This is a genomic window from Mesorhizobium sp. J428 (assembly GCF_024699925.1).
Classification (GTDB): Bacteria; Pseudomonadota; Alphaproteobacteria; order Rhizobiales; family Rhizobiaceae; genus Mesorhizobium_A.
In genome coordinates this window covers 620,618-644,590 of sequence record NZ_JAJOMX010000001.1, presented here as the reverse complement: position 1 = coordinate 644,590, position 23,973 = coordinate 620,618, and the positions used below count along the sequence as shown (strand labels likewise).

Here is a 23,973-nt window from a genome sequence, read left to right as displayed (position 1 = left end):
GCGCTGGAGGAACCCATGAGCGGCGTGGTCCACGACATCTTCGTCATCGGCGGCGGCATCAACGGCTGCGGCATCGCGCGCGACGCGGTGGGGCGCGGCTACTCGGTCTACCTCGCCGAGATGAACGATCTCGCCAGCGGCACCTCCTCCGGCTCGACCAAGCTGATCCATGGCGGCCTGCGCTATCTCGAATATTACGAGTTCCGTCTCGTGCGCGAGGCGTTGATGGAGCGCGAGGTGCTGTGGAAGATGGCGCCGCACATCATCCGGCCGATGCGCTTCGTGCTGCCCTACGCCAAGGGCATCCGCCCCGCCTGGATGATCCGGCTCGGCCTGTTCCTCTACGACCATATCGGCGGCCGCAAGCTGCTGCCGGCCACCCGCACACTCGACATGCGCACCGATCCGGCCGGCAAGCCGCTGAAGCCGCTGTTCAGCAAGGCGTTCGAATATTCCGACGGCTGGGTCAACGACGCCCGCCTCGTCGTGCTCAATGCGCGCGATGCCGCCGATCGCGGCGCCACCATCCGCACCCGCGCGAAGGTCACCAGTGCCCGCCGTGACGGCGGCCTGTGGCGCGTCACGGTCGCGGACACGCGCTCGGGCGCGACCGAGGAAGTCCGTGCGAAGCTTCTGGTCAACGCCGCCGGCCCCTGGGTCGACAATGTGCTGTCGGGATCCGTCGGCCAGAACGATGTCCACAATGTCCGCCTCGTCCAGGGCAGCCACATCGTCGTCCGCAAGAAGTTCTCCGACCTGCGCGCCTACTTCTTCCAGAACCGCGACGGACGCATCATCTTTTCAATCCCTTACGAAGACGACTTCACCCTCATCGGCACCACCGACCAGGACTATCAGGGCGACCTCGCCAAGGTGGCGATCACCGACAAGGAGATCGACTATCTCTGCGCGGCGGCCAGCGAATATTTCGCCGAGCCGGTGCGGCGCGAGGACATCGTCTGGACCTATTCGGCCGTGCGCCCGCTCTATGACGACGGTGCATCCAAGGCGCAGGAGGCGACGCGCGACTACGTGCTGAAGGCCGAGGGTGGCCATGGCGAGCCGCCGCTCGTCAACGCCTTCGGCGGCAAGATCACCACCTACCGCCGGCTCGCCGAATCCATGCTGGAGAAGATCGAGCATTTCCTCGGGAAGAAGGGCAGGCCGTGGACCGCCGGCGCGCCGCTGCCCGGCGGCGATTTCCCGGCCACCGGCTTCGACGCGCAGGTCGCCGCACTGTCTCGCGACTACCCCTTCCTCGACGCCCGCCTGGCACGTCGTCTCACCCGCCTCTACGGCACGCGGGCAAAGGTTCTGCTCGGTGACGCCCGCTCCCTCGCCGACCTCGGCCGCGACTTTGGCGGCGACTTGACCGAAGCGGAGGTGCGCTACCTCATCGGCCACGAATGGGCCCAGACCGCCGACGACGTGCTCTGGCGCCGCACCAAGCGCGGCCTGCACATGGACGCCACGCAAACGGCGGCCCTCGACGCGTGGATGCGCGCGGAAGTCCCTACCGCCGCCTGAGTGCTCTTTGCGGGAGATTTAGCGCGACGTCATCCCGGCGACCGGAGGTCAGCCGGGACCCATTGGCGGTCGCAGTTATGGCTCGAAGGCGAACAGCGTTTCAACCTTGTCGCTCACCGAACCCCGTCAGGAACGAGGTCAGGTTGTCGCCCAGCTCGTCGCAGAGATAGCCGCCCTCCTGGACGATGACGGTCGGCAGGCCGAGGCCTGCGATCTTCTCCGCAATCTTCGCGAAGCCGGGGGTCGAGACCGACAGGCCGCCGAACGGATCACCCTCGAAAGCGTCGAGCCCGAGCGCCACCACCAGCGCCTCCGGCGCGAAGGCGCGGATGCGCTTCAGGCCGGCGTCGAGTGCTTCGAGGAAGCCGTCGTCCGCCGTCTTGCGGGGAAGCGGCAGGTTGAGGTTGTAGCCGAGCCCCGCATCCTTGCCGCGCTCGTCGACATGGCCCCAGAAGAATGGGTAGAAGCGCACCGGATCGACATGCAGCGACACGGTCAGCACGTCGGGACGGGCATAGAAGATGCCTTGCGTGCCGTTGCCGTGGTGCAGGTCCACGTCGAGGATCGCGACCCGGGCGGCATCCTTGCGCAGATGCTGCGCCACGACGGCCGAATTGTTGATGAAGCAGAAGCCGCCGGCGACGTCGGCGAAAGCGTGGTGGCCGGGCGGTCGGCAGAGCGCATAGGCGACGCGTTCGCCGGCCCGCACGGCGTCTGCCGCCTCGACCGCGCTCCAGGCGCTCCACTGTGCGCTCTCCCACGTCTCGGCCGAGATCGGGCAGGACGTGTCGGCCATGTGATAGCCCGCCTGGCCGATCGCCGAAGCGGGGTAAGTGCCGTCGCGGGCGATCGGATGAATGCTCGGCACCACCTCTTCCGGCGCGCCGTCCACCCGCCGCCAGCGCGGATGGATATGTTCGAGGAAATCGAGATATTCCGGCGTGTGGACGGCCGCGATCGGACCCATGCCGTGATTGTTCGGCCGTAGGACCGTGCATCCCGCCGCTTTCGCTCCCGCCAGCAGACGCTCGACACGTTCCGGCGTTTCCGGATTTCTGGCGACGCCTCCCGACGTGCGGAATGCCTTGGGGTCGTGCCGCTTCTGCTCGGCGGCATAGAATGCCTTCATGTTCCGTCCTCTTCACTCAATCTGTCGAAGGCCTCGCCATAGGCGGCGTGGATGTGGTCGTCGGCATAGCGCGTTACGCCGATGCGTTCGTAGAAGCGTTGCGCCTTCTCGTTGTCGAAGTCGACCGCAAGCCTGAGATGGCTCGCACCTCGCGCGCGGCCGATGCGGGCGACGCGCCGGATCAGCGCCTCGCCGATCTTCATGCCGCGAAATCGTTCGTCTACAAACAAATCCTGCACATAGACTCCGGGCCTGCCGAGCCACGTCGAGAACACCGGCAGATAAAGGCACATGCCGGCAAACGCGCCGTCGACCTCGGCGACGAGCCCCTCGAAGGCACGGCCTGGCGCCAGGCCCTCGCGGGCAAGGATGTCGGGGGTGCTGGTGATCTTGTGCGCCGTTCGCAGCAGTTCGCCCATGGCTAGGATGGCGTGGTGGATCGCCTCGGCGTCTGCGGGCGTGGCGTCGCGGATGAGGAGGCGAGGGCTCATCGCGGTCCTGGCGTCGCGGCGCACGCCCCCCTCACCCCGCCTCCGCTTCGCTCGGCGGACCTCTCCCCGAGGGCAGAGGAGGTCGCAGACGGTCGCGCAGGACCTCTTCTCCCCAGCGGGGAGAAGGTGACCGCGAAGCGGCCGGATGAGGGGGCAGTTTCGCTCACGATTGCCAACTACCCGTTCACCGGCAGCCCGAACTCCCGCGCCGCCACGGCAATCGCATCCCCCAGGATCGACACGATCTCCCCGATCTGCTCCCGCGTCACGATCAGCGGCGGCGCGACCATCACGCAGTCGCCCTGCACGCCGCCCTTCACGCGGCGGAAATAGACGATCAGCCCGCGCTCGTAGCAGAGGTCCAGCACCCGCTGGCCGATGTTCACCTCCAGCGGCAGGTTCCGCATCGTCTCCTTGTCGGCGACGAATTCGATCGCCGTCATCAGCCCTTTGCCGCGCACGTCGCCGATGAAGGGGAAGCGGTCGGCCAGGGACTGCAGCCCCGCGATCAGGTCGTTCCCACGCGCCGCCGCATTGTCGACGAGGTTCAGCCGGTCGACCTCCTGCAGCACCGCCAGCCCCGCCGCGCAGGCGAGCGGGTTGCCGGCATAGGTGTGGCCGTGCGCGAAGCCGCCCATGTCGAGCACCGGCTTGACGATGCGCATCGGCGCGCACATGGCGCCGAGCGGCATGTAGCCGGAGCCGATCCCCTTAGACAAAGAGACGATATCCGGCTTGCCGTCCCAGTGGTCGCCGCCGAGGAATTTTCCGGTGCGCGCCACGCCGCTCATCACCTCGTCGTGGATCAGCAGGATGCCGTAGCGGTCGCAGATCTCCCGGACGCGCGGATAGTAGCTGTCGGGCGCCACTAGCGCGTTGGTCGCGGCGCCGCCGATCGGCTCCATGATGAAGGCGACGACGCTCTCCGGCCCCTCGGCCAGGATCTTCTCCTCCAGCATGTCGGCATATTTCAGCCCGCGCTGTTCCATGGTGAGGTTGTCGCGGTCGCGATAGGCCGTCGGCGCCGGGATCGACGGCATCGGCCTCATCTGCGCCTCGAACGGCCCGGTGAGCTGGCCGTCATGCGTAACGGTCAGCGCGCCCAGCGTCCCGCCGTGGTAGGAAGGCATGCGGCCGATCACCTTCCAGCGGCTTGGCTGGCCGGTCGCGACGGCCCATTGCCGCGCAAGCTTGACGCAGGATTCCACCGCCTCCGAGCCGCCCGAGACGAAGAAGATGCGGTCGAGCCCGTTCGGCATCCGGCCGGCGATGTCGCGGGCGAGATCTTCCGCGGCGTCGTTCTCGAAATGCAGCCGGTAGGCGAAGGTCGTCTTCTCCATCTGCGCCTTCATGGCGTCCAGCACATGCCGGTTGGAATAGCCGAGATTGACGGCCACCGGACCCGACGAGCCGTCGATGAAACGGCGTCCGTCCTGCGTCCACAGGTAGATTCCCTCCGCGCGGTCGACCAGCGGCCGGCGCAGGCGAGTGACGTAGAAGAGGTGGGAGGGACGGGGATCAGTGGACAATGGCAGCACCTTGCGAAACGAGACCCCCCCTCTGGCCTGCCGGCCATCTCCCCCTCAAGGGGGGAGATCGAATGGCATGGGAGCTTTCGCCAATCGTCAACATTCGAGAATTCGCGGAGACGCTCGAACCGACAATCTCCCCGCTTGAGGGGGAGATGGCCGGCAGGCCAGAGGGGGGTCTGAGGGGCGGAGCGGTTCATCTCTTCAAATACCGGTCCAGCACATTCGCCGTCACCTTCTCCACCATCGCGTCCTTGCGCAACAGCCCTGCCACCCATTCGCAGGAGCCGGCATGGAAGACCTCGCCGTCGCCCTTGGGGAAGTTGACGATCATGCCGTTGGAGCGCTTCACCTTGTCGAGGTTCTCGTCGCTTGGCCGTCCGTAGAGCGTCTCGGCGATGAAGCGGCCGTCCTCGTCGGCGAGGAAGCGGGCGCTGGCGGGCAGGTCGGCGCTCTCCTCGACCTGGCTCGCCATGCCGACGGCAAGGATGGACAGCCCTTCCGGCGCGCCGCTGCCGGCCGTCGGCCATGGCAGGCCGCCGCGGATCTCGTGGTCTAGCCCATCGACCTCGTAGCCGTAGACGCCGCCCTCGGCGCCCAGCAGGTCGCCATAGTAGATGCCGGTGCCCTTGAACGCCCAGTGCTCCGGCCGGTAGACCGGAAAGCCGCGCACGCCGCGCGGCGCGCAGCCGCCCCAGCCGGCATACACGCCCTTGGCGGCGTTAAGACCGAAGGTGGAAGCCCCGGGCCGGCCGATCTCCGGCGCCTCCCAGGAATTCGTCGCGCGCGTCACGTCGCCTCCGGGCAGATAGGCTTGGTCTTCGGCGCGCGCCTTGTATTTGTAGCAGACCTGCTTCCGACCCTCGTCCTCGAGGCGCGTCTGCCACATGAAGTTGCCGGCGAAGCGGGCCGCGCCGCCGCCGCGCGCCACCCAGGCGTCTACCGTGTCGCGCATGTCCCACGTCCAGTATTCGTCATGGCCGACGAAGACCGCGCAGTCGTAGCCGTCGAGGATGTCGGGCTGGTAATGCAGCTCGTGCTGGCCGATCAGGTCGACCTGATAACCGGCCCGCTCGGCCCAGCGGAAGAAATGGCCGTCATAGCTCGCCCACCCGGCCGAGGCGTATTTCTTGGAATGGCCGGTGGCGAAGGCCCATTCCATGTGCGGATAGCGCGGCACGGTGGCCATCGGCGTGGCGAAGTCGAGCGGCACGCGCGGCGCCTCCTTCGGCAGCACGACGAAGCCGCGGCACCACGGCCGCTGGTTGGAGACAGTCGTGGCGAACTGGTCCCGGTTCGGCCCGGTGATGCCCTGATAGTGGTTCGAGCCGCCCCAGCTGTTGTAGGCGTGCCAGGTGCCGGTGGCCGCGACCTGCAGCACACGTCCCGGCCGTCTGCCAGGCCTCGGCTTGACGATGAACAGATGGTGCGAGGCGATCGGCCTGCCGTCGCGGCCCTCCGCTGTCAGCGTCGCGCGATAGGCGCCCGACGGCCAGTCCTCGCCGACCCGGAACGTGAAGCTCGTCTCCCAGCCGCAGCCGTCGACCGAGCACTGGTCTGGCGTGTCCTCCCAGCGCGCGGCGATGCCGTCCCGCGAAAATACCGGCGTCTCGACACCGCCGTCGCGCAGGATCTCCAGCCGGAAGCTCTTCGCCGTCGAGCTGACATGCAGGTCGACTACGTCGCCGGGGAAGTAGGCGTAGTGGCCGGTGTAGCCCCAGATCTCGCCGCGCTCGCCGTCCATGCCCGGCCACTCATAATAGTGGCCAAGCACCGCCTCGCGCCGCTCATCCTCGGTCAGGCCGAAATCGGGAAAATCGCCGCTCGCCGCGCGCATGGCTGATGTGCTCCTCGCCGGTCAGGTGACCACGCCGACAGGGCCGACCGCAAGGCCGGACAGTCGCGATTTCCGTTGGTCCATCGCGACCTGATCACCCCGTGAAGCTGTCCTTGTAGCTCTCGCGCAACTGCGATTTCTGTACTTTTCCCATCGTGTTGCGCGGAAGCTCTGCGACGATCTCGTAGCGGCGCGGATGCTTGAAGCGGGCGAGCTTCTCGCCGACAGTGGCCTTCACCGCCTCCAGGTCGAGGCCGGGCTTCGCCACGATCACCGCCACCGCCGCCTCGCCCATGTCGGGATGCGGCACGCCGACGACGGCCGTCTCGACCACACCCTGAATCGCATCAATGACTTCCTCGATCTCCTTCGGGTAGATGTTCAGCCCGCCGGCGATGATCAGGTCCTTCTGCCGGCCGACGATGTGGACATAGCCATTGGCGTCGATCATCGACATGTCGCCGGTGATGAACCAGCCGCCGGGGCGGAACTCGGCCGCCGTCTTCTCGGGCAGGTTCCAGTAGCCCTTGAAGACGTTCGGGCCCTTCACCTCCAGGATGCCGATCTCGCCCTGCGGCAGCACCTTGCCCTCGGTGCTGGCAACGCGGACGCTGACGCCCGGCAGCGGGAAGCCGACAGCGCCGGGCCGGCGCTCGCCGTCATAGGGGTTCGACGCCGTCATCGAGGTCTCGGTCATGCCGTAGCGCTCGAGGATACGGTGGCCGGTGCGTTCCTCGAACTCGACATGCGTCTCGGCCAGCAGTGGCGCGCTGCCGGAGATGAACAGCCGCATGTTCGCGACATGGTCCTTCGTCAGCCGCGGCGAGCCGAGAAGCCGCGTGTAGAAGGTCGGCACACCCATCAGCGTGGTCGCGCGCGGGATCGCGTCGAGCACCGCGTCCGGGTTGAAGGCGGCATGGAAGATCATCGTGCCGCCGACCTTCAGCATGATGTTGCAGGCCACGAACAGGCCGTGCGTGTGGTAGATCGGCAGCGCATGGACCAGCACGTCGTCGCCGGTGAAGCGCCAGATGTCGGTGAGCGCCAGCGTGTTCGACAGCAGGTTGTCGTGCGACAGCATCGCGCCCTTGGAGCGGCCGGTGGTGCCCGAGGTGTAGAGGATCGCCGCGAGGTCGTCCGGCCCGCGCTCGACCACGTCGGCCATCGGCTGCGCCTTCGCCGCCGCGTCCGGCAGGCTGCCGCCCCGGTCGGCCGCGATGGTCAGCAGCCCGACGCCGAGCTTCTGCGCCAGTGCCGCGTAGCCCGCCTTCGACGCGTCGTCGCAGACGAAGAGGCGAGGGGCCGCGTCGGTCAGGAAGAACTCGACCTCGGAGGGGGTATAGGCCGTGTTGAGCGGCAGGAACACCGCGCCCGCCTGCTGGCAGGCGAGATAGACGGCCAGCGTCTCCGGCGTCTTCGGCGCCTGCACCGCCACCCGGTCGCCCGGCTTCACACCGTTCTCGACCAGCACCGTTGCGATCCGCGCGACGAGGTCGGCGAACTCGCCGAAACTGATCCGCCCCTTGCCGTCGAGATCGAGAAACGTCTTTTCCCCGCCGCGATGCGGCAGGACCAGGGCGTCATAGAGCGGATTGGTCATGATGTCCTCCTCGCCGGCTTTTGGCACGAAACGAGGGGGACGAGGAAGAGGTCACGCGTGATGCCGGGCACGCAAAATCACCCCCTCACCGTCACGCTTCGCGTGCCACCTCTCCCCCTTGCAGGGGGTGAGGAGTAGCAGCGTCGGCGATTGGCGTCTCCTCGCCCCCACGCAGTGGGGGGTCCGAAGGACGGGCGAGACCGTTGGCTCGGCCCGGCAAGGTGGCTGCCGAAGGCAGACGGTGAGGGGGCTTCGGCGCGACTTGCGTCGAGAACTTTCCCTCACACCCTCTCCACAGCCAGCGCGATGCCTTGGCCGCCGCCGATGCACATGGTGATCAGGCCGTAGCGGCCGCCGGTGCGCTGCAGGTAGTAGAGCGCCTTGACGGTCAGGATCGCGCCGGTGGCGCCGACCGGATGGCCGAGCGCGATCGCGCCGCCGTCGGGGTTGACTTTCGCCGGGTCGAGCCCGAGCTCGCGGTTGACGGCCAGCGCCTGCGAGGCGAAGGCCTCGTTGGATCTCGATCACGTCGAAATCCGTCAGCTTCATGCCGGCACGGCTAATCAGCGCCCGCACGGCCGGGATCGGCCCGACGCCCATGATGCCCGGCTCCACGCCCGAATGGGCATAGGCGACGATGCGGCCGATCGGCCTGGCGCCGGTGCGCTTGACGTAGGTCTCGGAGGCCAGCACCACCGCGGCCGCGCCGTCATTGATGCCGGACGCGTTGCCGGGCGTCACCACGCCGTCCTTCTTGAAGGCCGGCTTCAGGGTCGCCAGCGTCTCCAGCGTCGTGTCGGGCTTCGGATGCTCGTCGGTGTCGAACACCACCGTCTTGCGGCCCGCCTGGATCTCCAGCGGCAGGATCTGCGACGTGAAGTGGCCGGCCGAGATGGCGGCTGCGGCGCGCTTCTGGCTCTCGACGGCGAAGGCGTCCTGCTCGCCGCGGGTGATCTGGTATTTCTCGGCGACGTTCTCGGCGGTCACGCCCATGATGCCGTTGCCGAACGGGTCGGTCAGCACGCCGGTCAGCCCGTCGACCATCTTCACGTCGCCCATCTTCTGGCCGAAGCGGGCGGACTGCACGTAGTGCGGCGCGCGGCTCATCACCTCCGCGCCGCCGGCCAGCGCCACCTCCGCGTCGCCCAGCATGACGTTCTGCGCCGCCGAGATGATCGCCTGCGTGCCGGAGCCGCACAGCCGGTTCAGCGTCATCGCCGGCGTCTCCTTGGGGATGCCCGCATTGATCGCCGCGACGCGCGCCAGATAGGCGTCCTTCGGCCCGGTCGGGATCACGTTGCCGTAGACGACATGGCCGATCACGGACGGCTCGACCCCCGCACGCTTCATCGCCTCGACCGCGACCGCCGCGCCGAGGGAGGCCGGCTCCTCGCCGGACAGGGTGCCGCCGAAGGTGCCGATCGCGGTGCGCGCACCGGAAAGAATGTAGGTGGTTTCAGTCATCTGTCAGCCAATCGTGTTGTAAAGAATCAGGTGGTCGGGCGGCCGGCCCGTTCGTCGTCCAGGTGCTTGAGCATGCGGGCGTGATGGGTGCGCATCGCGCCGGCAAAGCCGTCATAGGGCATGTCGTCGAATTCGCCGATGAAATCCACATACTCCATGTGGGGGCGGCCCGCCCGGTCGTAGGGCTGGAAGATCGAGTCCTCGCGCCCGTCGAAATCGAGCGGCGTCACGCCGTGCCTCTCGCACAGCCGGATGTCGAAGGCGGGCGTCGCCTTCACCCATTTCCCGTCGAGGAAGAGCGAGGTGTAGGCGTGCCAGTAGAAGACGTCGTCGTCCATCAGCGCCATCAGCTTCGGCGAGGCGAGGTGGTTGCGGACATTGGCGAAGCCGATGCGCGAGGGAATGCCGACCGCGCGGGCGAGTGCGGCCAGAGCCACCGCCTTCGGCACGCAGAACGCGGCCGTCGACTGCAGCACGGTGGACGCGACGAACTGGTCCTCGTCCAGCCCGAAGGTGCGCATGTCGTAGGACACCGCGTCGCGCAGCGCATAGTAGAGGTTCACCGCCTTCGAAACGTCGTCGCCCGTCCCCGCATGCTCTGCCGCGAAGTCGCGGACGACCTGGCTGTCGGCGTCGACGAAGCGTGTTGACCTGAGCGTCTGGTCCATCCTCACCCTCCCGGGGAGCTCTTGCCCCCGACCCTCTTCCAGATGCCGCTGGCCGTGGCGATCACCCGGTCGCCGACCTTGCAGTCGCCGCGCATGAACATCAGCGAACTGGTCGCGCTCACCACCTCCGTCTCGGCAACGACGAGATCGCCGTCGACGCTGCCGCCGACGAACTGGCAGTCGAAGCCGACGGTGAAGAAACGGTCGTTCGGGCGGGCGATGTGCGCCGACCAGCCCAGGGCTTCGTCCAGGAAGGTCATGATCATGCCGCCGTGCGGGCGGCCTTGCGTGTTGTCATGCTTGGTCGCGACGCGAAAGCAATACTGGGGTCGGCCTGCGACGATACGCGTATAGAACGGCCCGATCAGGGTGATGAAGGCGCCGGGCCGGATGGGCTCCCAGCCGTCCGCGAGCAGCCCGGGTTCCAGTTCGGCGTTCGTCGTCAACCGCTCAACCCTTCCGCTTTGCGAAGAAGGCGGCGATCTGTGCCTTCATTGCCGGGGTGCGTCCGGCCTCGCCCTGCAGGTCGCGTTCGAGCGCCAGCTGCTCGTCGATGCCGAACTCGGAAGCGCGATCGATCAGGCGCTTTGTGCCTGCAAGGGCGGCCGGGTCGAGCTTTGCAAGCCGGGCGCAGATTGCCTCGGCGGTTGGGCACGAGGTCGGCATCGTCCACCACATCCCACAGCAGGCCCCAGGCCAGCGCCTTCTCGGCCGGGATGCGGTTGCCGAGCAGCATCATGCCGGACGCCCGCACATGGCCCAGCATGCGCGACAGGAACAGTGTGTTGCCGGCATCCGGCACCAGCGCGATGCCGACGAAGGGTTCGTAGAAATACGCCGAGCGCGCGGCGATCACGATGTCGGCCGCGAGTGCAATGCCGACGGCGGCGCCGGCACAGGGGCCGTTGACCGCGGCCACGATCGGCAGGCGCGACTGGCGCATGGCGATGACCAGCGGGTTGAAATGGCGCTGCAGCACGTCGTCCAGCGCCGGCGTTTCGTTCGGGTCGACGGTGGCAAGGTCGTAGCCGGCGCCGAAGGCGCGGCCTTCGCCCGTCAGCAGGATGGCGCGGACGGAAGCATCCTTTCCGGCCGTCTGGATCGCGTCGCGCAGCTGATCGGCCGTTTCGTTGCGATAGGCGTTGAGCTTGTCGGGCCGATTGACCGCGATGCGTGCGCGGCCGTTCTCGACCGAATAGCTGATGTCGTCATACGCGGTCACGTCCATCCTCCTCCAAGGAACCAGCGCAGCTGCGGCAGCCTGTCTGCACCGAAAAAGCCCTCGCCGTCGACCAGGAAGTGTGGCGAACCGACCACACCCGCTGTGACCGCTTCCGCCACCGCCGCCTCCAGGCCGGCGCGGCCGACGGTGCCCTGCATCGCCTCGGCCACCGTCTCAGGCGAGATCCCGACCTCCGCCGCTAGTTCGGACAGGGTCGTCGTGTCCGAGATGTCCCGCTGCTCGGCGAAGAAGGCGGGCAGGAGGCGGCGGGCGAGCGCCATAGCCTTGTCCGAGTCCTGCTCGCGCACCGCATAGAACAGGCGGCCGGCCAGGTGCGAGGAAAGCGGCAGCTTCACCGGCTTGCGATAGGGCATGCCGAAGAACGCCGCCGAGCGCTCCATGTCGTTCAGCATGTAGGCGCGCTTCACCGGCGCATCCATCGGGGCTGCGATGCCGTGCGCCTTGAGCACCGCCCACATCAGGATCGGCCGCCACTCGACTTCGCGCCCGAACTCCTGCCCGATCCCGTCGATCTGCTGCGCCGCGAAGTAGGCGTAGGGCGAGGCGAAATCGAGGTAGAAGCGGATCGGGTCGGCCATCGTCTCAGAACCTGAACACGCCATATCCGACGTCGGCGAGCGGCGCGTTGAGTGAGGCGGAGATCGCCATGCCGAGCGCGTTGCGGGTATCGACCGGGTCGATGATGCCGTCGTCCCAGAGCTGCGAGGTCGAGTAGTAGGCCGACAGCTGCTCCTGGTAGGCTTTGCGCGTCTCCTCCCACACCCGGTCGACCTCCGACTGGTCGACCTGACCGGCGCGCTTCATCTGGTTGAGCTTCACCTCGGCCAGCGTGTTCGCCGCCTGGTCGCCGCCCATCACGCCGATCTGGTGGTTCGGCCAGGTGAACAGGAAGCGGCCGTCGAAGGCGCGGCCGCACATGCCGTAATTGCCGGCGCCGAACGAACCGTTGCACATCACGGTGAACTTCGGCACCGCCGAGCACGATTGCGCCATGATCATCTTGGCGCCGTCCTTGGTGATGCCGCGCCGTTCGTATTCGCGGCCGATCATGTAGCCGGTGATGTTCTGCAGGAACACCAGCGGCGTGTTGTTCTGGTTGCACAGCTCGATGAAGTGGCCGCCCTTCAGCGAGGAGTCGTTGAACAGAACGCCGTTGTTGGCAAGGATGCCGACCTTGTAGCCCCAGATGTTGGCATAGCCGCAGATCAGCGTCGTGCCGTAGTTCGGCTGGTATTCGTGGAAGCGGCTGCCGTCGACCATGCGGGCGATGATCTCGCGCATGTCGAAGCTCTTCTTGATGTCGTCCGGAATGATTCCGTAGATCTCCTCGGGGTCGTAGGCGGGGTCCTCCGGCGTCTCCTGCTGGCAGTCCCACTTCTTCGGCCGGTCCCACTGGGCGACGATCTCGCGGCCGATGTGGATCGCCTCGTCCTCGGTCGCGGCCGGATAGTCGGCGGTGCCGGACACGGAGGTGTGCATATCGGCGCCGCCGAGCTCTTCTACGCTCACTTCCTCGCCGGTGGCGGCCTTCACCAGCGGCGGTCCGCCAAGGAACACCGCGCCCGTGCCGCGCACGATGACGCTGTAGTCGGACAGGCCGGGGATGTAGGCGCCGCCGGCCGTGCAGTGGCCAAATACCAGCGACAGCTGCTTGACGCCCATCTTCGACAGGATCGACTGGTTCCGGAAGATGCGCCCGGCCATGTATTTGTCCGGGAACACCTCCGACTGGAGCTGGAGGAAGCCGCCGGCGGAATCGCACAGGTGAATCACCGGCAGCCGGTTCTCCATCGCGATGTCGAGCGCGCGGACGATTTTCTTCGCGGTCAGCGGATACCAGGCGCCGCCCTTCACCGTCGGGTCGTCCGCGCGGATGACAACCTCGCGGCCCGATACGACGCCGATGCCGACGATCGAGCTTGCCGACGGCGAGTCGCCGTCATAGGCCATGTTGGCTGCGAGCGAGGACAGTTCGAGGAAGGGCGTGCCGGGGTCGAGCAGCTTCTCGATCCGCTCGCGCGGGCGCATCTTGCCCTGCTTGGCGAGCCGGTCGAGGTCGCGCTGCGGCCGCTGATGGCGCGCCGCCTCCTGCTTCTCCCGGAATTCGGCCAGAACCTTGCGGTTGTGCGCGTCGAAGCGGCGGAAATCCGCCGACGACGTCGAGATCATGGACTGGATCTTGCGCATCGTCAGGCCTTCTCACCTTCCGGCTCGAGCGTGACGATCACCTCGTCCTTCTCGAACGTCTCGCCTTCGCCCTTGAGGATCTTCGCAATCACGCCGTCGCGCGGGGCGGGCAAGGCGGTTTGCAGCTTCATGCTTTCGATGGTGACGACCGCCTCGCCGCGCGCCACCTTGTCACCGGCCTGCTTCTGCACCGAGACCACGGCGCCGGGCATCGGCGCCTTCAGCGCGTCCTGTCCGCCGCCGCCGGCACCGCCTTGCGAGAACGGATCGACCACGCCGACGTCGAAGGTGCGTCCGCCCATGCGGACGATCTGGCGGTCGCGCAGCAGCGCGCGGGCGAACTCGACATCGTGTCCGCCGACCGAGATGGATTTGCGGCCGTCGCCGAGGCCGGGCAGGCTCGTGACCTCGTGCTCCACCCCGTCGATGACAAGCACCAGATGCGGGCGGCGGCGGGCAATGGTGACGTCATGGACCTTGCCGTCCAGTGTCAGCTTGATGGCCATGGTCAGTTCCTCCAGCCGCCAATGGCGGCGTAGGGCTCCGGCGTTCCGAGGGCCAGGTCCTGGAAGTCGCGGAAGCCGAGCGCGGCCGCCGCGAGCAGCTGCACGCGGTGCGTCTCGTCCAGCGGCACCGGCGCCAGATCGGCCTTGTGCTCGGCGACGAAGCCGGTGTGCAGGTCGCCGGCGCGGAACGCCCGGTGGTCGAGCACGCGGGCCAGGTAGTCGATGTTCGTCTTGACGCCGAGGAGAGCCAGCCCATCCAGCGCGGCGATCGAGCGATCCACGGCCTCGGCGCGATCCGCCCCATGCACCACCAGCTTCGCCAGCATCGGGTCGAAGTCGGCCGTCACCTTCTGCCCCTGGTCGACCGCGTTCTCGAAGCGCAGCCACTCCTCCTCGGGCACGCCGAGATACTGGATGACGCCCGTCTCCGGCATGAAGTCGTGGTCCGGATCCTCCGCGCAGATACGGCATTCGATGGCGTGGCCGTTGGCCTTCACGTCGCTCTGCGCGAGCGGCAGTCCCTTGCCGGCCGCGATCTCGATCTGGCAGCGCACGAGGTCCAGCCCGGTGATCATCTCCGTCACCGGATGTTCCACCTGCAGGCGGGTGTTCATCTCGAGGAAGAAGAAGCGGCCGTCGGCGCCGAGGATGTATTCCACCGTGCCGGCGTTCTTGTAGTTCGCGGCCGCTGCGAGCCGCACGGCGGACGCACAGATGTCGGCTGCCAGCTTCGCCGGCAGGTTCGCCGACGGGGCCTCCTCGATGATCTTCTGGAAGCGGCGCTGCACCGAACATTCGCGCTCGAACAGGTGGATCGCGCCGCCCTTGCCGTCACCCAGCACCTGCACCTCGATATGGCGCGGCCGCTCGACATAGGTCTCGGCATAGACGCGCCCGTCGCCGAAATAGCGCTGCGCCTCGCTGGAGGCGAGGCGGGCGGCCTCGCGCAGGTCGGCGGCGCTGCGCACGATGTTCATGCCCTTGCCGCCGCCGCCGGCCGCGGCCTTGATCAGCAGCGGAAAGCCGATCGCCTCGGCCTGGCTGATGAAGGCGTCCAGGTCGCCGGTCGGCATCACCGAGGGTGCCACCGGCACGCCGTGGCTTTCGGCAAAGTTGCGCGCCGAGATCTTGTCGCCCATCAGCGAGATCGTTTCGGCATCCGGGCCGATGAAGGTGATGCCGGCCTCGGCCACGGCGGCTGCGAAACGCGCATTCTCCGACAGGAAGCCGTACCCCGGGATGGATCGCATCCGCGCCGGTCTTCTTCGCCGCCGCGATGATCTGGGCGATGTCGAGATGGGCCGCGACGGGGGTGTCGCCCGCGATCTCGACCGCTTCATCCGCCATGCGCACATGCTTGGCGCGGGCCTCGACGCGGTGATGGATCGCGACCGAGCCGATGCCCATCTCCTTCAGCGTGCGCATCACCCGGCAGGCGATCTCGCCGCGGTTGGCGACGAGAACCTTGTTGAACAGCGGCGTGCTCATGCTGCGGCGTCCTTGTCCCATCCGTCGAGCGCGCCACCCTCGGCGAGCCAGTCGGCCGGCACCTCGACCGGGAAGTCCATGAAGATCTGCGCCAGCGCCTTGCCCTGCGGGTCGTGGCGCAGCGAGGCGATGCCGCCGCCGGCCAGGCCTTCATGCAGCATGAAGTTCAGCCCGTTCAGCCCCGGCCATTCAAAGCGTTCGACCTTGCCCTTGACGAAATGCGCGAAGTAGCGGCCGACCGCCTCGGGCGTGGCGCTGCGGCGTATCCATGGCAGGTAGTCCGCTTTCCGCGCCAGCACGCCGATATTGCCGATGTCGCCCTTGTCGCCGCTGCGCCCATGCGCCAGCGCGATCAGAGGCACGGTCACGAGTTTGCCGGTGGCAGCCGGGATCTCGCCCGACGCTTCCGGAGGCAGATCGTCCTGCATATCGTTCGGCAGGTGCGGCGCGATCTCGCGGGTCTTTCCGTCGAACTCGTAGGCCACGCGGATATCGGCCTTGGGCGCCAGGAAGGAGAACAGCCGCACGATCGGCTGCGGCTCGGGCCGCCCGCCGGCGAACCCGGTGATCGACTGCGCCATGGCCGTAGCAGCCGGGAAGATCTCCTTGGCGAAGATGCCAAGCGCATCCTTGCTGGCGTGGCGCACGGCAATCTTGAGCACGACCTCGCGCGTCGCCCCCGCCCGCGCCTGCGCGCCGAAATTCGCTTCGCTGCCGAGGATTTCGACCGAGCTGTCGGCGAAGCCGTCGAAGCCGGCGGCGCGCATCAGCCGTTCGGAGCGGGCAAGGATCGCCTTCGCGGTCGCCTCGGCGCGTTCCTTCGCCTCGCGGCCGGCGATCATCATCGTCACCTGCGCACGGTAGCCGTCGGCATAGGTGGCGCTGACCTTGTAGCTGGCCGTGGGCGCCGCCCCCTTCGCGCCGCTGACCTTCACGCGGTCCGGCCCGACCTGTTCGAGCCGGACCGCGCTCCAGTCAGCGGTCACGTCGGGGAGGATGTAGCGCCGGGGATCGCCGACTTCGTAGACGACCTGTTCGGCAATGGTGGCGGTCGAGACCAGGCCGCCGGTGCCCTCGGGCTTGGAAACCACGAACGAACCGTCGGCGGCGCATTCGGCGATCGGGAAGCCCATGTCGGCCCAGTCGTCCGCCACCGCGCGCCAGTCGGTGAAGATGCCGCCGGTCGCCTGCGTGCCGCATTCGACGACATGGCCGGCGAGGCTGCCCGCCGAAAGCAGATCGTAGTCGCCCGGCTTCCAGCCGAATTCGTGGATCAGCGGCCCGAGCACCACGGCCGAATCCACCACGCGCCCGGTGATGACCACGTCGGCGCCGTCGTCCAGTGCCGCCGCGATCGGGAAGGCTCCCAGATAGGCGTTCACACTTGCGAGCTTCTCCGGCATTGCGGCGCCGGAGAACATTTCCGTCGTGCCCGCCGCGCGATAGGCATCGACGCGGGCGGAAAGGTCGTCGCCGCGCACCACTGCGACCTTCAGGTCGACACCGGCTTCCCTGAAGACAGCCAGCAGCGCATCGCGGCAGGCGTCGGGATTGACGCCGCCGGCATTGGTGACGACACGGATCTTCTTGGCCGCAATCTCCTTCGCCAGCGGCTTCATCACCATGGTCACGAAGTCGGTGGCGTAGCCGAGTTCCGGCTTCTTGGCCTTCATCCGGGCCAGGATCGACATGGTGATCTCGGCCAGGTAGTCCATCACGAGGTAGTGGATGTCGCCCTTGCGGACGAGCTGGGCCGGACCTTCCGGGCTGTCGCCCCAGAAGCCCGCGCCGCAGCCGATGCGAACGATCTTGCTCATCGGGCTCATTCCGCCGTCCAGTTGGGGGCGCGCTTCTCGTTGAAGGCGAGCATGCCTTCGCGGGCGTCCTTGGTGCGGGTCATGTTGGCGAGCATGAACTGCGCATATTCGAGTGCGGCGTCTGTCGACATCTCGCGGATCTTCGCCAGCGCCTGCTTGCCAAGCCTGATCCCGGTTGGCGACTTGTCGGTGACGCGGGCAAGCAGCCAGTCGAGTTTCGTATCCAGCTCGGCGGCCGGCACGGCATAGTTCACGATGTCGTCTGCGACTGCCTGCGCCCCGGTGATCAGTTCACCGGTAAGGCACAGTTCCATCATGCGCCGGTAGGAAACGATCCGCAGCAGATAAGGCAGGATCATCATCGGGAAGATGCCGACCTTGACCTCGGTGACGCCCAGTTTCGCATCTTCACGGGCCACCGCGAGGTCGCAGGCGCACAAGATGCCGAAGCCGCCGGCGAGCGCCGGCCCGTTAACGCGGGCGATGATCGGCAGCCGGCAGGCGTCCATGCGCCGCAACAGCCGGGCGACGTAGTGGCGCGGGTCGGCGGCGTCGATGGTGAACGGGGTTCCGTCCGCCTGGAGCTGCAGGTCGCCGCCGGCGCAGAAGGCCTTGTCGCCGGCGCCCGTCAGCACCACGGCGCGCACGCTCCTGTCCGCCTCGGCCGAGTCGAGCCCCGCCTGGATGCCGAGCGCGACCTTCTCGTTCAGCGCGTTGCGGCGCTCCTCGCGATTGATCGTGATCCATTGAACCGCGCCGCGGCGCTCGATCAGGACTGGCTCTGTCACGGTCTCCCCCGCTGCTTTTCCTGCTTTGTCTCCATCTAAATGATTTCAGTTCATCAACGTTGTCAACCGCAATGCAGTGCTTTTCCGCAGCCAAGTCATTGTCAGGCAGGGGTTCCTGCCGTTTCCGTGGCAAAACTGCGCATTGGCCTCTTGCGTAAATGATGAAATGATCTCATTAACGACGGAGAAAGGGCTGCCGGGCGCGGCTGAAACGGGAGGATTGAGGAAAATGCAGGACTTCACCGGGCTCAACGAGAAGCCGAACCTGTTCGACCTCGACGCCGATCAGCAGATGATCCTCGACAATGCGGACCGCTTCGCCCGCAACGAGCTCTATGCGCTGTCCGAACGGATGGACAATGAGGAATGGTGGCCCGAGGACGCCTTCCCGAAGATCGGCGACAACGGCCTGTTCGGCATCACCATCCCCGAAGAGTTTGGCGGGGCCGGGCTCGATCTCGTCGCCGCGGGCCTCGTCCTGCAGGGCATGGCGCGCTGGAACCACGCCATGGCGCTCGCCTGGGTCGCGCACGACAATCTCTGCGCCAACAACATCTATCGCAACGGCAATGACGCGCAGCGCAGGAAATACCTCCCCGACCTCTGCTCCGGCCGCAAGATCGGCGCGCTCGGCCTGACCGAGCCCGGCGCCGGCTCCGATGCGCTCGGCTCGATGCGCACCACGGCGCGCCGCGACGGCGACCACTACGTGCTCAACGGCTCGAAGATCTACATCACCAACGGCCCGGTGGCCGACGTGCTGCTGGTCTACGCCAAGACCGACAGGGAAAAGGGCGCGCACGGCATCTCGGCCTTCATCGTCGAGAAGGGCATGAAGGGCTTCAAGGTCGCCCAGAAGCTGAAGAAGATGGGCTATCGCGGCAGCCAGACCGGCGAGCTTCTGTTCGAGGATTGCCGCGTGCCTGCGGAGAACCTCGTGGGCGGCGAGAATCGCGGCGTCGCCATCGTCATGAGCGGGCTCGACCTCGAGCGCGCGATGATCTCGCCGCTCTGCCTCGGCATCGCCGAGCGCGCGCTGGAACTGTCGGTCGAATACGCCAAGACGCGCAAGCAGTTCGCCAAGCCGATCGGTTCGTTCCAGATGGTGCAGTCGATGCTGGCCGATATGTATGTCCAGGTCGAGACCATCCGCGCCTTCACCTACCGCGTGCTTGCCGCGGCCGCGCCGCTGGAGATCGGCGGGGGAGGGCGCGGCGACATCCACAAGCTCACCGCCGCATCGGTGATGTACGCCGCCGAGACCACCCACAGGGTTCTCGACCTCGCCGTGCAGGTGCATGGCGGCACGGGCTATATCTGGGAATCGGAGATCAACCGCCTGTTCCGCTCGACCAAGCTGATGGAGATCGGCGCCGGCACCACCGAGGTGCGCAAGATGATCATCGCCGGCGAACTGCTGAAGGGGATGGAGCGGTGAGTGAGACGCCCGAACAATTCGGCTTCACCGACGCCGACCTCGCGGTCCACCCCACCGTCTACGCCGAGGGTTCGCTCGCCGGCCAGGTCGTGCTGGTCTCTGGCGGCGCGGGCGGCATCGGCCGTGCGACGGCGTGGCTGTTCGCGCGCATGGGCGCGCATGTCGTCATTTCCGGCCGCAGCGAGGGCAAGGTCGCCGATGTCGTCAAGGCGATCACCGCCAACGGGCTCAAGTGCAGCGGCCACACGGTCGACGTCCGCGAGCCGGAAGGCGTCGCCGCCTTCTTCGACACCGTCTGGGCCGAACACGGCCGGCTCGACATCCTCGTCAACAGCGCCGGCGGCCAGTTCCCTCAGGCTGCGATCGATTTCAGCGTGAAGGGCTGGAACGCGGTCATCAACACCAATCTCAACGGCACCTGGTTCATGATGCAGGCCGCTGCGCGCAAGTGGCGCGACGCGGGCCAGCCGGGCAGCATCGTCAATGTCGTGGTCGTCACCACGCACGGCCTCTACGGCGTGGCGCACACCATCGCGGCGCGGTCCGGCGTCATCGGCCTGTCGAAGAGCGTCGCCGTCGAATGGGCGCCGCTCGGCATCCGCGTCAACTGCGTCGCGCCCGGCGCCATCGAGACCGACGGCTGGAAGGTCTACACCCCCGAAGCCCGCGCCGCCTATCCGCGCTCCAACCCCATGATGCGCGCCGGCGACGCCTGGGACATCGCCGAAGCCTGCGTCTATCTCGGCGGCCCCACCGGAAAGTTCGTCACTGGCGAACTCTTGACCGTCGACGGCGGCGGCCAGCTCTGGGGTGAGACCTGGACGACGGGTAAGCCGGATTATTTTAAAGAATAGGTGCGCCGCCCTCGCTGGCTCTTTACGAGTTCCCCCTCACCGTCACGCTTCGCGTGCCACCTCTTCCCCATGCCATGGGGGAGAGGAGTGGCGCCAAGGTTTGAGCTGCTACTCCTCGCCCCCACTTTGTGGGGGAGAGGTGGATCGGGCGTAGCCCGAGACGGTGAGGGGGACTTGGCGCAAACCTCTCCCACGGTGCTACCCGTCCCTTCGACCAGGCACAAACCGCAGATCCCGCGCGACAACCTCCTCGCCGATCTCCCCTGCAAGTGCCGCCAGGATCGTCTCGCAGACCGACTGCGTCTGCGACCGTGCCTCGTGGCTCCAGAATCGGATCACCGACCATCCCGCCTGCTGCATGAATGCATCGCGTCGTCGGTCGCGCTGTGAATCCGCGTGCTGGCTGCCATCCAGTTCCACGACCAGCCGCTTTTCCCGGCAGGCGAAATCGGCAAAGTATGGCCCGATGGGAAACTGCCGGACAAACTTGTGGCCGCCCAGTCGCCGATCCTTCAGTTCGCTCCAGAGTTTGCCCTCGGCCAGGTTGTCGCCGTGTCGAAGCTCCCGCGCGCGCTCGGTCGTGCCCGGCCGGCGCCGGCTGCGTGACGGCTTTGACGCATCGTCGTCCATCAATGGCTCCCGACGGCGGTTGCGCTGAGAACTATCGACTTACGCGGATATGCCGACAATGCTGCTTTAGTCAGGTTGCTCTTTACGAGTTCCCCCTCACCGTCACGCTTCGCGTGCCACCTCTCCCCCACGAGGTGGGGGAGAGGAGTAGCAGCGGAAATCTTGGCGCCACTCCTCTCCCCCATTGCATGGGGGAGAGGTGGATCGGGCGTAGCCCGAGACGGTGAGGGGCTCTCTTTTTCCTCGGGCGTCAAAGGCACGCCCTACGCCGCCCCCAGAAACTCCATGAACTCGATCACCACCCCATCCGGATCTTCCGCGCAGAACACGTTGATCACCGACCCGCCCAGGACAACCCGCGTCGGCTCCGTGTAGCAAAGGTGCCCGGCGGCCGAGAGGCGCCGGTAGACCGCTTCGGCGTCGAAGGTGCGCAGGCAGATGCGGCCGACGCCCGGCTGGGCCATCGAGCGAGGGGGAGGGGCAGGCAGTCGCGGCGAGGTCCATTCCAGAAGGTCGAGCCGCATGCCGCGCTCGTCGCCCTTCAGCATCATCAGCGCGGCGCGTCCCTTGCAGTCGTCGGGCAGCCGCAGCACGGGTCCGAGGCCCACCTCGCCGAAGGAGGCGTCGCCGGCAAAGGCGTTGACGACCTCGAAGCCGATCAGCCGGTAGAAGGCCATCGACCGGTCGAAGTCGGAGCAGTTGACGTTGATGTGGAAGAAGGACGGCACGTCGCCGCGTTCGGCGCGGGCGGTTTCGACTGCCGTCATTTGAAGACCTTGCCGCGCAGAAGCTTCACATAGGTGTCGACGACGCCCGGTGCAGGCCTCACGAAGTCGCCGTCCTCATAACAGAAGCGGCCCGACAGGTATTCACGGGTCGAGATCAGCATCTGCATCAGGATGTCGATCTCCAGCGGATCGTCGATCAGCAGGTTGCCGCGCCGTCGCTCATATTCCAGCGCGCGGCGATAGCTCGCCGACTGCTTTTCCAGATGGGCGCGGAAGCCGCGCGGGGCCTGGACGGAGCCTTCGCTGAGGATCTTGAAGAGGTGCGGTTCCTTTTCGAGGAATTCGAAGAAGCCGGCGAGACGGGCCTTCTCGCGCTCGATCGGGTCGTCCGGCGCTTCCATGACCCTCTGGCGGATCAGTTCGTGCAGCCGCTCGCTGATCGAGGGCAGCAGCTGGTCGAGCAGGTCCTGCCGCGACTCGAAGTAGTTGTAGAACGTGCCCTGCGCCACATTCGCCCGCGCCGTGATCAGCGCCACCGACGCGCCCGCATAGCCCAGCTCGCCGACGATCTCGATCGCCGCCTCGAACAGGCGTGCCCGCGTTGCCTCTGCCTTTTCCGCGCGGGAAAGCCGGGGTTTTCGGACCTCGCGCGGCAGGCGGGATGCGGCTGTTGCTGTCGTTGGATTGGTAGCCATGGCTCACCGGACGCTAATGACGCAAAGCGGATGTGTCAAACCGAAATGAATTATGACTCGTGATTCATTTCTGTTTACAAACCGGCAAAAGAGATTAGCATGAATGATGTGGACGTTCCCGGAGGAGTGCCGATCCAGGCAGAAGGGACGTTTGCGGGACCGGTGGAGGCCGGTCGTATCCAATGTAGCGCCGCGAATGTCGAGCCCCCTGGCCTCGAAACGATTCCGGCTGTCCCAAGGGAGGGCATATGTTTCATTTCGCACGTAAATTGGTGACGGCGACCGCACTTCTCGGTGCGGCGCTGGGCACCTCCGCCAGCGCGGCCGATCTCATCATCTCGACCGGCCTCGGCAAGCCGCACCCCTGGGTCGGCGCGCATATGGATCCGTTCGCCGATGCGATTGAGAAGGGCATACCGGACGTCAAGTTCACCCGCTTCTACGCCGGCGAGCTGGTCGGCGTCGGCAAGGAACTGGATGCACTCACCAGCGGCACGATTGCCGTCGCAGCACCTCTGCTCGCGCCGTACCATGAAGGCCGCTTCCCGCTGTCCGACGTGACCCAACTGCCGGCCTACGGCACGGACTCGCCGATGGTCACACGCGCCTTCCAGAAGATGCTCGATTCCGACGTGGTGCTGAAGGACGGCAAGACGTTCTATCAGCATACGAGATCGCCGACAAGGGCATCCGCGCCTGGGCGCTCGGCGCCACCGCGCCCTATTCGATCTCGACCGTGAAGAAGGTGCTGAAGGAGCCGGCCGACTTCAACGGCACGCCGCTGCGCGCTGGCTCAGCGCTGCACACGATCATGCTGGAGAAGCTTGGCGCCACCCCGGTGACGCTGCCCGGTTCGCAGGCTTTCGAGGCGGCGTCGCGCGGCACGATCGAGGGTCTCGTCATCGCCATCTCCGACTGGCCGTCCTATTCGCTGCAGCAGTTGCTGCGCCATTCGATCGTCGACGTGTCGATCGGTCACTGGGAGAGCTATCTCGCGATCAGCGACGCCGCCTGGAACGAGCTTACCGACGAGCAGAAGGCGACCTTCGACAAGACCGCCCGCGAGGTCGCCGCGTCGAATGCGACGGAGTGGCAGACGCGTCTGACCAAGGTGAAGGACGAGTCGATCGCCAAGGATGGCGGCGAGTTCACCTCGATCAACGACCTGTCGCCCGCGATGAAGCAGCACATCGAGAAGGCCGCCGCCGACACGTGGGTGGCGTGGATCGAGAAGACCGAGGCCAACGGCCATCCGGCCAAGGCAGCTGCGAAGCTCTATGCCGAGCTCATCCAGGCCGAGGGCGGCACCCTGCCGGACGGCGTCGCCGACTATCTGGCCAAGTAAGGACCATCC

General features: G+C 67.0%; 22 protein-coding genes and 2 pseudogenes. 5 read left to right on the top strand and 19 right to left on the bottom strand.

Annotation, left to right across the window (positions count from 1 at the left end; translation table 11 throughout):
- Window positions 1–15: 15 nt before the first annotated feature.
- The gene (gene glpD, locus LRS09_RS03295) at window positions 16–1,527 is read left to right on the top strand and encodes a glycerol-3-phosphate dehydrogenase (protein WP_257804233.1); all 1,512 of its coding nucleotides are present in this window, start codon (window positions 16–18) and stop codon (window positions 1,525–1,527) included.
- Window positions 1,528–1,627: 100 nt separating this feature from the next.
- Here glpD and LRS09_RS03290 read toward each other — a convergent pair whose 3' ends face one another.
- The 16 genes and pseudogenes from LRS09_RS03290 to LRS09_RS03215 form a co-directional block, all read right to left on the bottom strand.
- The gene (locus LRS09_RS03290) at window positions 1,628–2,656 is read right to left on the bottom strand and encodes a histone deacetylase family protein (protein ID WP_257804232.1); all 1,029 of its coding nucleotides are present in this window, start codon (window positions 2,654–2,656) and stop codon (window positions 1,628–1,630) included.
- Window positions 2,653–3,147: a GNAT family N-acetyltransferase gene (locus LRS09_RS03285; RefSeq protein ID WP_257804231.1), complete on the bottom strand. Its 495-nt coding sequence runs from the start codon at window positions 3,145–3,147 to the stop codon at window positions 2,653–2,655. The genes LRS09_RS03290 and LRS09_RS03285 overlap by 4 nt, the downstream gene beginning before the upstream one ends.
- A gap of 176 nt (window positions 3,148–3,323) precedes the next feature.
- Complete coding sequence (locus tag LRS09_RS03280; protein WP_257804229.1) at window positions 3,324–4,676, bottom strand: aspartate aminotransferase family protein; 1,353 nt, start codon at window positions 4,674–4,676, stop codon at window positions 3,324–3,326.
- 196 nt (window positions 4,677–4,872) lie between these two features.
- The gene (locus LRS09_RS03275) at window positions 4,873–6,513 is read right to left on the bottom strand and encodes a N,N-dimethylformamidase beta subunit family domain-containing protein (RefSeq protein ID WP_257804228.1); all 1,641 of its coding nucleotides are present in this window, start codon (window positions 6,511–6,513) and stop codon (window positions 4,873–4,875) included.
- A gap of 94 nt (window positions 6,514–6,607) precedes the next feature.
- Window positions 6,608–8,113 (bottom strand): malonyl-CoA synthase, encoded by a 1,506-nt coding sequence (locus tag LRS09_RS03270; protein ID WP_257804227.1) that lies wholly within the window; start codon window positions 8,111–8,113, stop codon window positions 6,608–6,610.
- 281 nt (window positions 8,114–8,394) lie between these two features.
- A pseudogene (locus LRS09_RS03265) lies at window positions 8,395–9,577 on the bottom strand (acetyl-CoA C-acyltransferase family protein).
- A 26-nt stretch (window positions 9,578–9,603) separates the two neighbouring features.
- A complete protein-coding gene (locus LRS09_RS03260) occupies window positions 9,604–10,245 on the bottom strand; it encodes a transglutaminase domain-containing protein (RefSeq protein WP_257804226.1) in 642 nt (213 codons plus the stop codon).
- Between the two features lie 2 nt (window positions 10,246–10,247).
- Window positions 10,248–10,691: a PaaI family thioesterase gene (locus LRS09_RS03255; protein ID WP_257804225.1), complete on the bottom strand. Its 444-nt coding sequence runs from the start codon at window positions 10,689–10,691 to the stop codon at window positions 10,248–10,250.
- Window positions 10,688–11,467, bottom strand: coding sequence for an enoyl-CoA hydratase-related protein (locus LRS09_RS03250; protein ID WP_257804224.1), 780 nt, complete (start codon window positions 11,465–11,467; stop codon window positions 10,688–10,690). The genes LRS09_RS03255 and LRS09_RS03250 overlap by 4 nt, the downstream gene beginning before the upstream one ends.
- A complete protein-coding gene (locus LRS09_RS03245; protein WP_257804220.1) occupies window positions 11,464–12,066 on the bottom strand; it encodes a 2-hydroxychromene-2-carboxylate isomerase in 603 nt (200 codons plus the stop codon). The genes LRS09_RS03250 and LRS09_RS03245 overlap by 4 nt, the downstream gene beginning before the upstream one ends.
- Before the next feature lie 4 nt (window positions 12,067–12,070).
- Window positions 12,071–13,675 carry an acyl-CoA carboxylase subunit beta gene (locus LRS09_RS03240; protein ID WP_257804219.1) on the bottom strand — a complete coding sequence of 535 codons (1,605 nt, stop codon included), beginning with the start codon at window positions 13,673–13,675 and terminating at the stop codon, window positions 12,071–12,073.
- Between the two features lie 2 nt (window positions 13,676–13,677).
- On the bottom strand, window positions 13,678–14,181 hold the full coding sequence (locus LRS09_RS03235; RefSeq protein WP_257804217.1) for a biotin/lipoyl-containing protein: 504 nt from the start codon (window positions 14,179–14,181) through the stop codon (window positions 13,678–13,680).
- Between the two features lie 2 nt (window positions 14,182–14,183).
- Window positions 14,184–15,431 (bottom strand): biotin carboxylase N-terminal domain-containing protein, encoded by a 1,248-nt coding sequence (locus LRS09_RS03230; protein ID WP_257804216.1) that lies wholly within the window; start codon window positions 15,429–15,431, stop codon window positions 14,184–14,186.
- Window positions 15,432–15,483: 52 nt separating this feature from the next.
- Window positions 15,484–15,606: pseudogene (locus LRS09_RS03225) on the bottom strand (biotin carboxylase N-terminal domain-containing protein); the annotation flags it as partial.
- A gap of 59 nt (window positions 15,607–15,665) precedes the next feature.
- Window positions 15,666–17,486, bottom strand: a complete 1,821-nt coding sequence (locus tag LRS09_RS03220; RefSeq protein WP_257804215.1) for an acyclic terpene utilization AtuA family protein — start codon at window positions 17,484–17,486, stop codon at window positions 15,666–15,668.
- Window positions 17,487–17,491: 5 nt separating this feature from the next.
- Window positions 17,492–18,274 carry an enoyl-CoA hydratase-related protein gene (locus LRS09_RS03215; RefSeq protein WP_257804214.1) on the bottom strand — a complete coding sequence of 261 codons (783 nt, stop codon included), beginning with the start codon at window positions 18,272–18,274 and terminating at the stop codon, window positions 17,492–17,494.
- Between the two features lie 229 nt (window positions 18,275–18,503).
- Here LRS09_RS03215 and LRS09_RS03210 point away from each other — a divergent pair, with 229 nt between their 5' ends.
- Both LRS09_RS03210 and LRS09_RS03205 read left to right on the top strand, forming a co-directional pair.
- Window positions 18,504–19,712 carry an acyl-CoA dehydrogenase family protein gene (locus LRS09_RS03210; protein WP_257804213.1) on the top strand — a complete coding sequence of 403 codons (1,209 nt, stop codon included), beginning with the start codon at window positions 18,504–18,506 and terminating at the stop codon, window positions 19,710–19,712.
- A complete protein-coding gene (locus tag LRS09_RS03205; RefSeq protein ID WP_257804212.1) occupies window positions 19,709–20,566 on the top strand; it encodes an SDR family oxidoreductase in 858 nt (285 codons plus the stop codon). The genes LRS09_RS03210 and LRS09_RS03205 overlap by 4 nt, the downstream gene beginning before the upstream one ends.
- Before the next feature lie 198 nt (window positions 20,567–20,764).
- Here LRS09_RS03205 and LRS09_RS03200 read toward each other — a convergent pair whose 3' ends face one another.
- The 3 genes from LRS09_RS03200 to LRS09_RS03190 all read right to left on the bottom strand — a co-directional run bounded on the left by LRS09_RS03200 (window position 20,765) and on the right by LRS09_RS03190 (window position 22,619).
- Window positions 20,765–21,196 (bottom strand): endonuclease domain-containing protein, encoded by a 432-nt coding sequence (locus tag LRS09_RS03200; RefSeq protein WP_257804211.1) that lies wholly within the window; start codon window positions 21,194–21,196, stop codon window positions 20,765–20,767.
- 263 nt (window positions 21,197–21,459) lie between these two features.
- Window positions 21,460–21,963 carry a VOC family protein gene (locus tag LRS09_RS03195; protein ID WP_257804210.1) on the bottom strand — a complete coding sequence of 168 codons (504 nt, stop codon included), beginning with the start codon at window positions 21,961–21,963 and terminating at the stop codon, window positions 21,460–21,462.
- Window positions 21,960–22,619: a TetR/AcrR family transcriptional regulator gene (locus LRS09_RS03190; protein ID WP_257804209.1), complete on the bottom strand. Its 660-nt coding sequence runs from the start codon at window positions 22,617–22,619 to the stop codon at window positions 21,960–21,962. The genes LRS09_RS03195 and LRS09_RS03190 overlap by 4 nt, the downstream gene beginning before the upstream one ends.
- 248 nt (window positions 22,620–22,867) lie before the next feature.
- On the opposite strand from LRS09_RS03190, the gene LRS09_RS03185 reads away from it, so the two are divergent.
- Window positions 22,868–23,359 (top strand): hypothetical protein, encoded by a 492-nt coding sequence (locus LRS09_RS03185; protein WP_257804208.1) that lies wholly within the window; start codon window positions 22,868–22,870, stop codon window positions 23,357–23,359.
- Window positions 23,293–23,964 (top strand): hypothetical protein, encoded by a 672-nt coding sequence (locus tag LRS09_RS03180; protein WP_308240346.1) that lies wholly within the window; start codon window positions 23,293–23,295, stop codon window positions 23,962–23,964. Before LRS09_RS03185 ends, LRS09_RS03180 begins: the two co-directional genes overlap by 67 nt.
- Window positions 23,965–23,973 lie beyond the last annotated feature (9 nt).

Excerpts from the sequence above, each read along its gene's own strand:
- glpD (WP_257804233.1), top strand. The coding sequence starts at position 16 with ATGAGCGGCGTGGTCCACGACATCTTCGTCATCGGCGGCGGCATCAAC.
- LRS09_RS03290 (WP_257804232.1), bottom strand. The coding sequence starts at position 2,656 with ATGAAGGCATTCTATGCCGCCGAGCAGAAGCGGCACGACCCCAAGGCA.
- LRS09_RS03285 (WP_257804231.1), bottom strand. The coding sequence starts at position 3,147 with ATGAGCCCTCGCCTCCTCATCCGCGACGCCACGCCCGCAGACGCCGAG.
- LRS09_RS03275 (WP_257804228.1), bottom strand. The coding sequence starts at position 6,513 with ATGCGCGCGGCGAGCGGCGATTTTCCCGATTTCGGCCTGACCGAGGAT.
- LRS09_RS03270 (WP_257804227.1), bottom strand. The coding sequence starts at position 8,113 with ATGACCAATCCGCTCTATGACGCCCTGGTCCTGCCGCATCGCGGCGGG.
- LRS09_RS03260 (WP_257804226.1), bottom strand. The coding sequence starts at position 10,245 with ATGGACCAGACGCTCAGGTCAACACGCTTCGTCGACGCCGACAGCCAG.
- LRS09_RS03245 (WP_257804220.1), bottom strand. The coding sequence starts at position 12,066 with ATGGCCGACCCGATCCGCTTCTACCTCGATTTCGCCTCGCCCTACGCC.
- LRS09_RS03240 (WP_257804219.1), bottom strand. The coding sequence starts at position 13,675 with ATGCGCAAGATCCAGTCCATGATCTCGACGTCGTCGGCGGATTTCCGC.
- LRS09_RS03235 (WP_257804217.1), bottom strand. The coding sequence starts at position 14,181 with ATGGCCATCAAGCTGACACTGGACGGCAAGGTCCATGACGTCACCATT.
- LRS09_RS03230 (WP_257804216.1), bottom strand. The coding sequence starts at position 15,431 with ATGCGATCCATCCCGGGGTACGGCTTCCTGTCGGAGAATGCGCGTTTC.
- LRS09_RS03220 (WP_257804215.1), bottom strand. The coding sequence starts at position 17,486 with ATGAGCAAGATCGTTCGCATCGGCTGCGGCGCGGGCTTCTGGGGCGAC.
- LRS09_RS03210 (WP_257804213.1), top strand. The coding sequence starts at position 18,504 with ATGCAGGACTTCACCGGGCTCAACGAGAAGCCGAACCTGTTCGACCTC.
- LRS09_RS03200 (WP_257804211.1), bottom strand. The coding sequence starts at position 21,196 with ATGGACGACGATGCGTCAAAGCCGTCACGCAGCCGGCGCCGGCCGGGC.
- LRS09_RS03195 (WP_257804210.1), bottom strand. The coding sequence starts at position 21,963 with ATGACGGCAGTCGAAACCGCCCGCGCCGAACGCGGCGACGTGCCGTCC.
- LRS09_RS03190 (WP_257804209.1), bottom strand. The coding sequence starts at position 22,619 with ATGGCTACCAATCCAACGACAGCAACAGCCGCATCCCGCCTGCCGCGC.
- LRS09_RS03185 (WP_257804208.1), top strand. The coding sequence starts at position 22,868 with ATGTTTCATTTCGCACGTAAATTGGTGACGGCGACCGCACTTCTCGGT.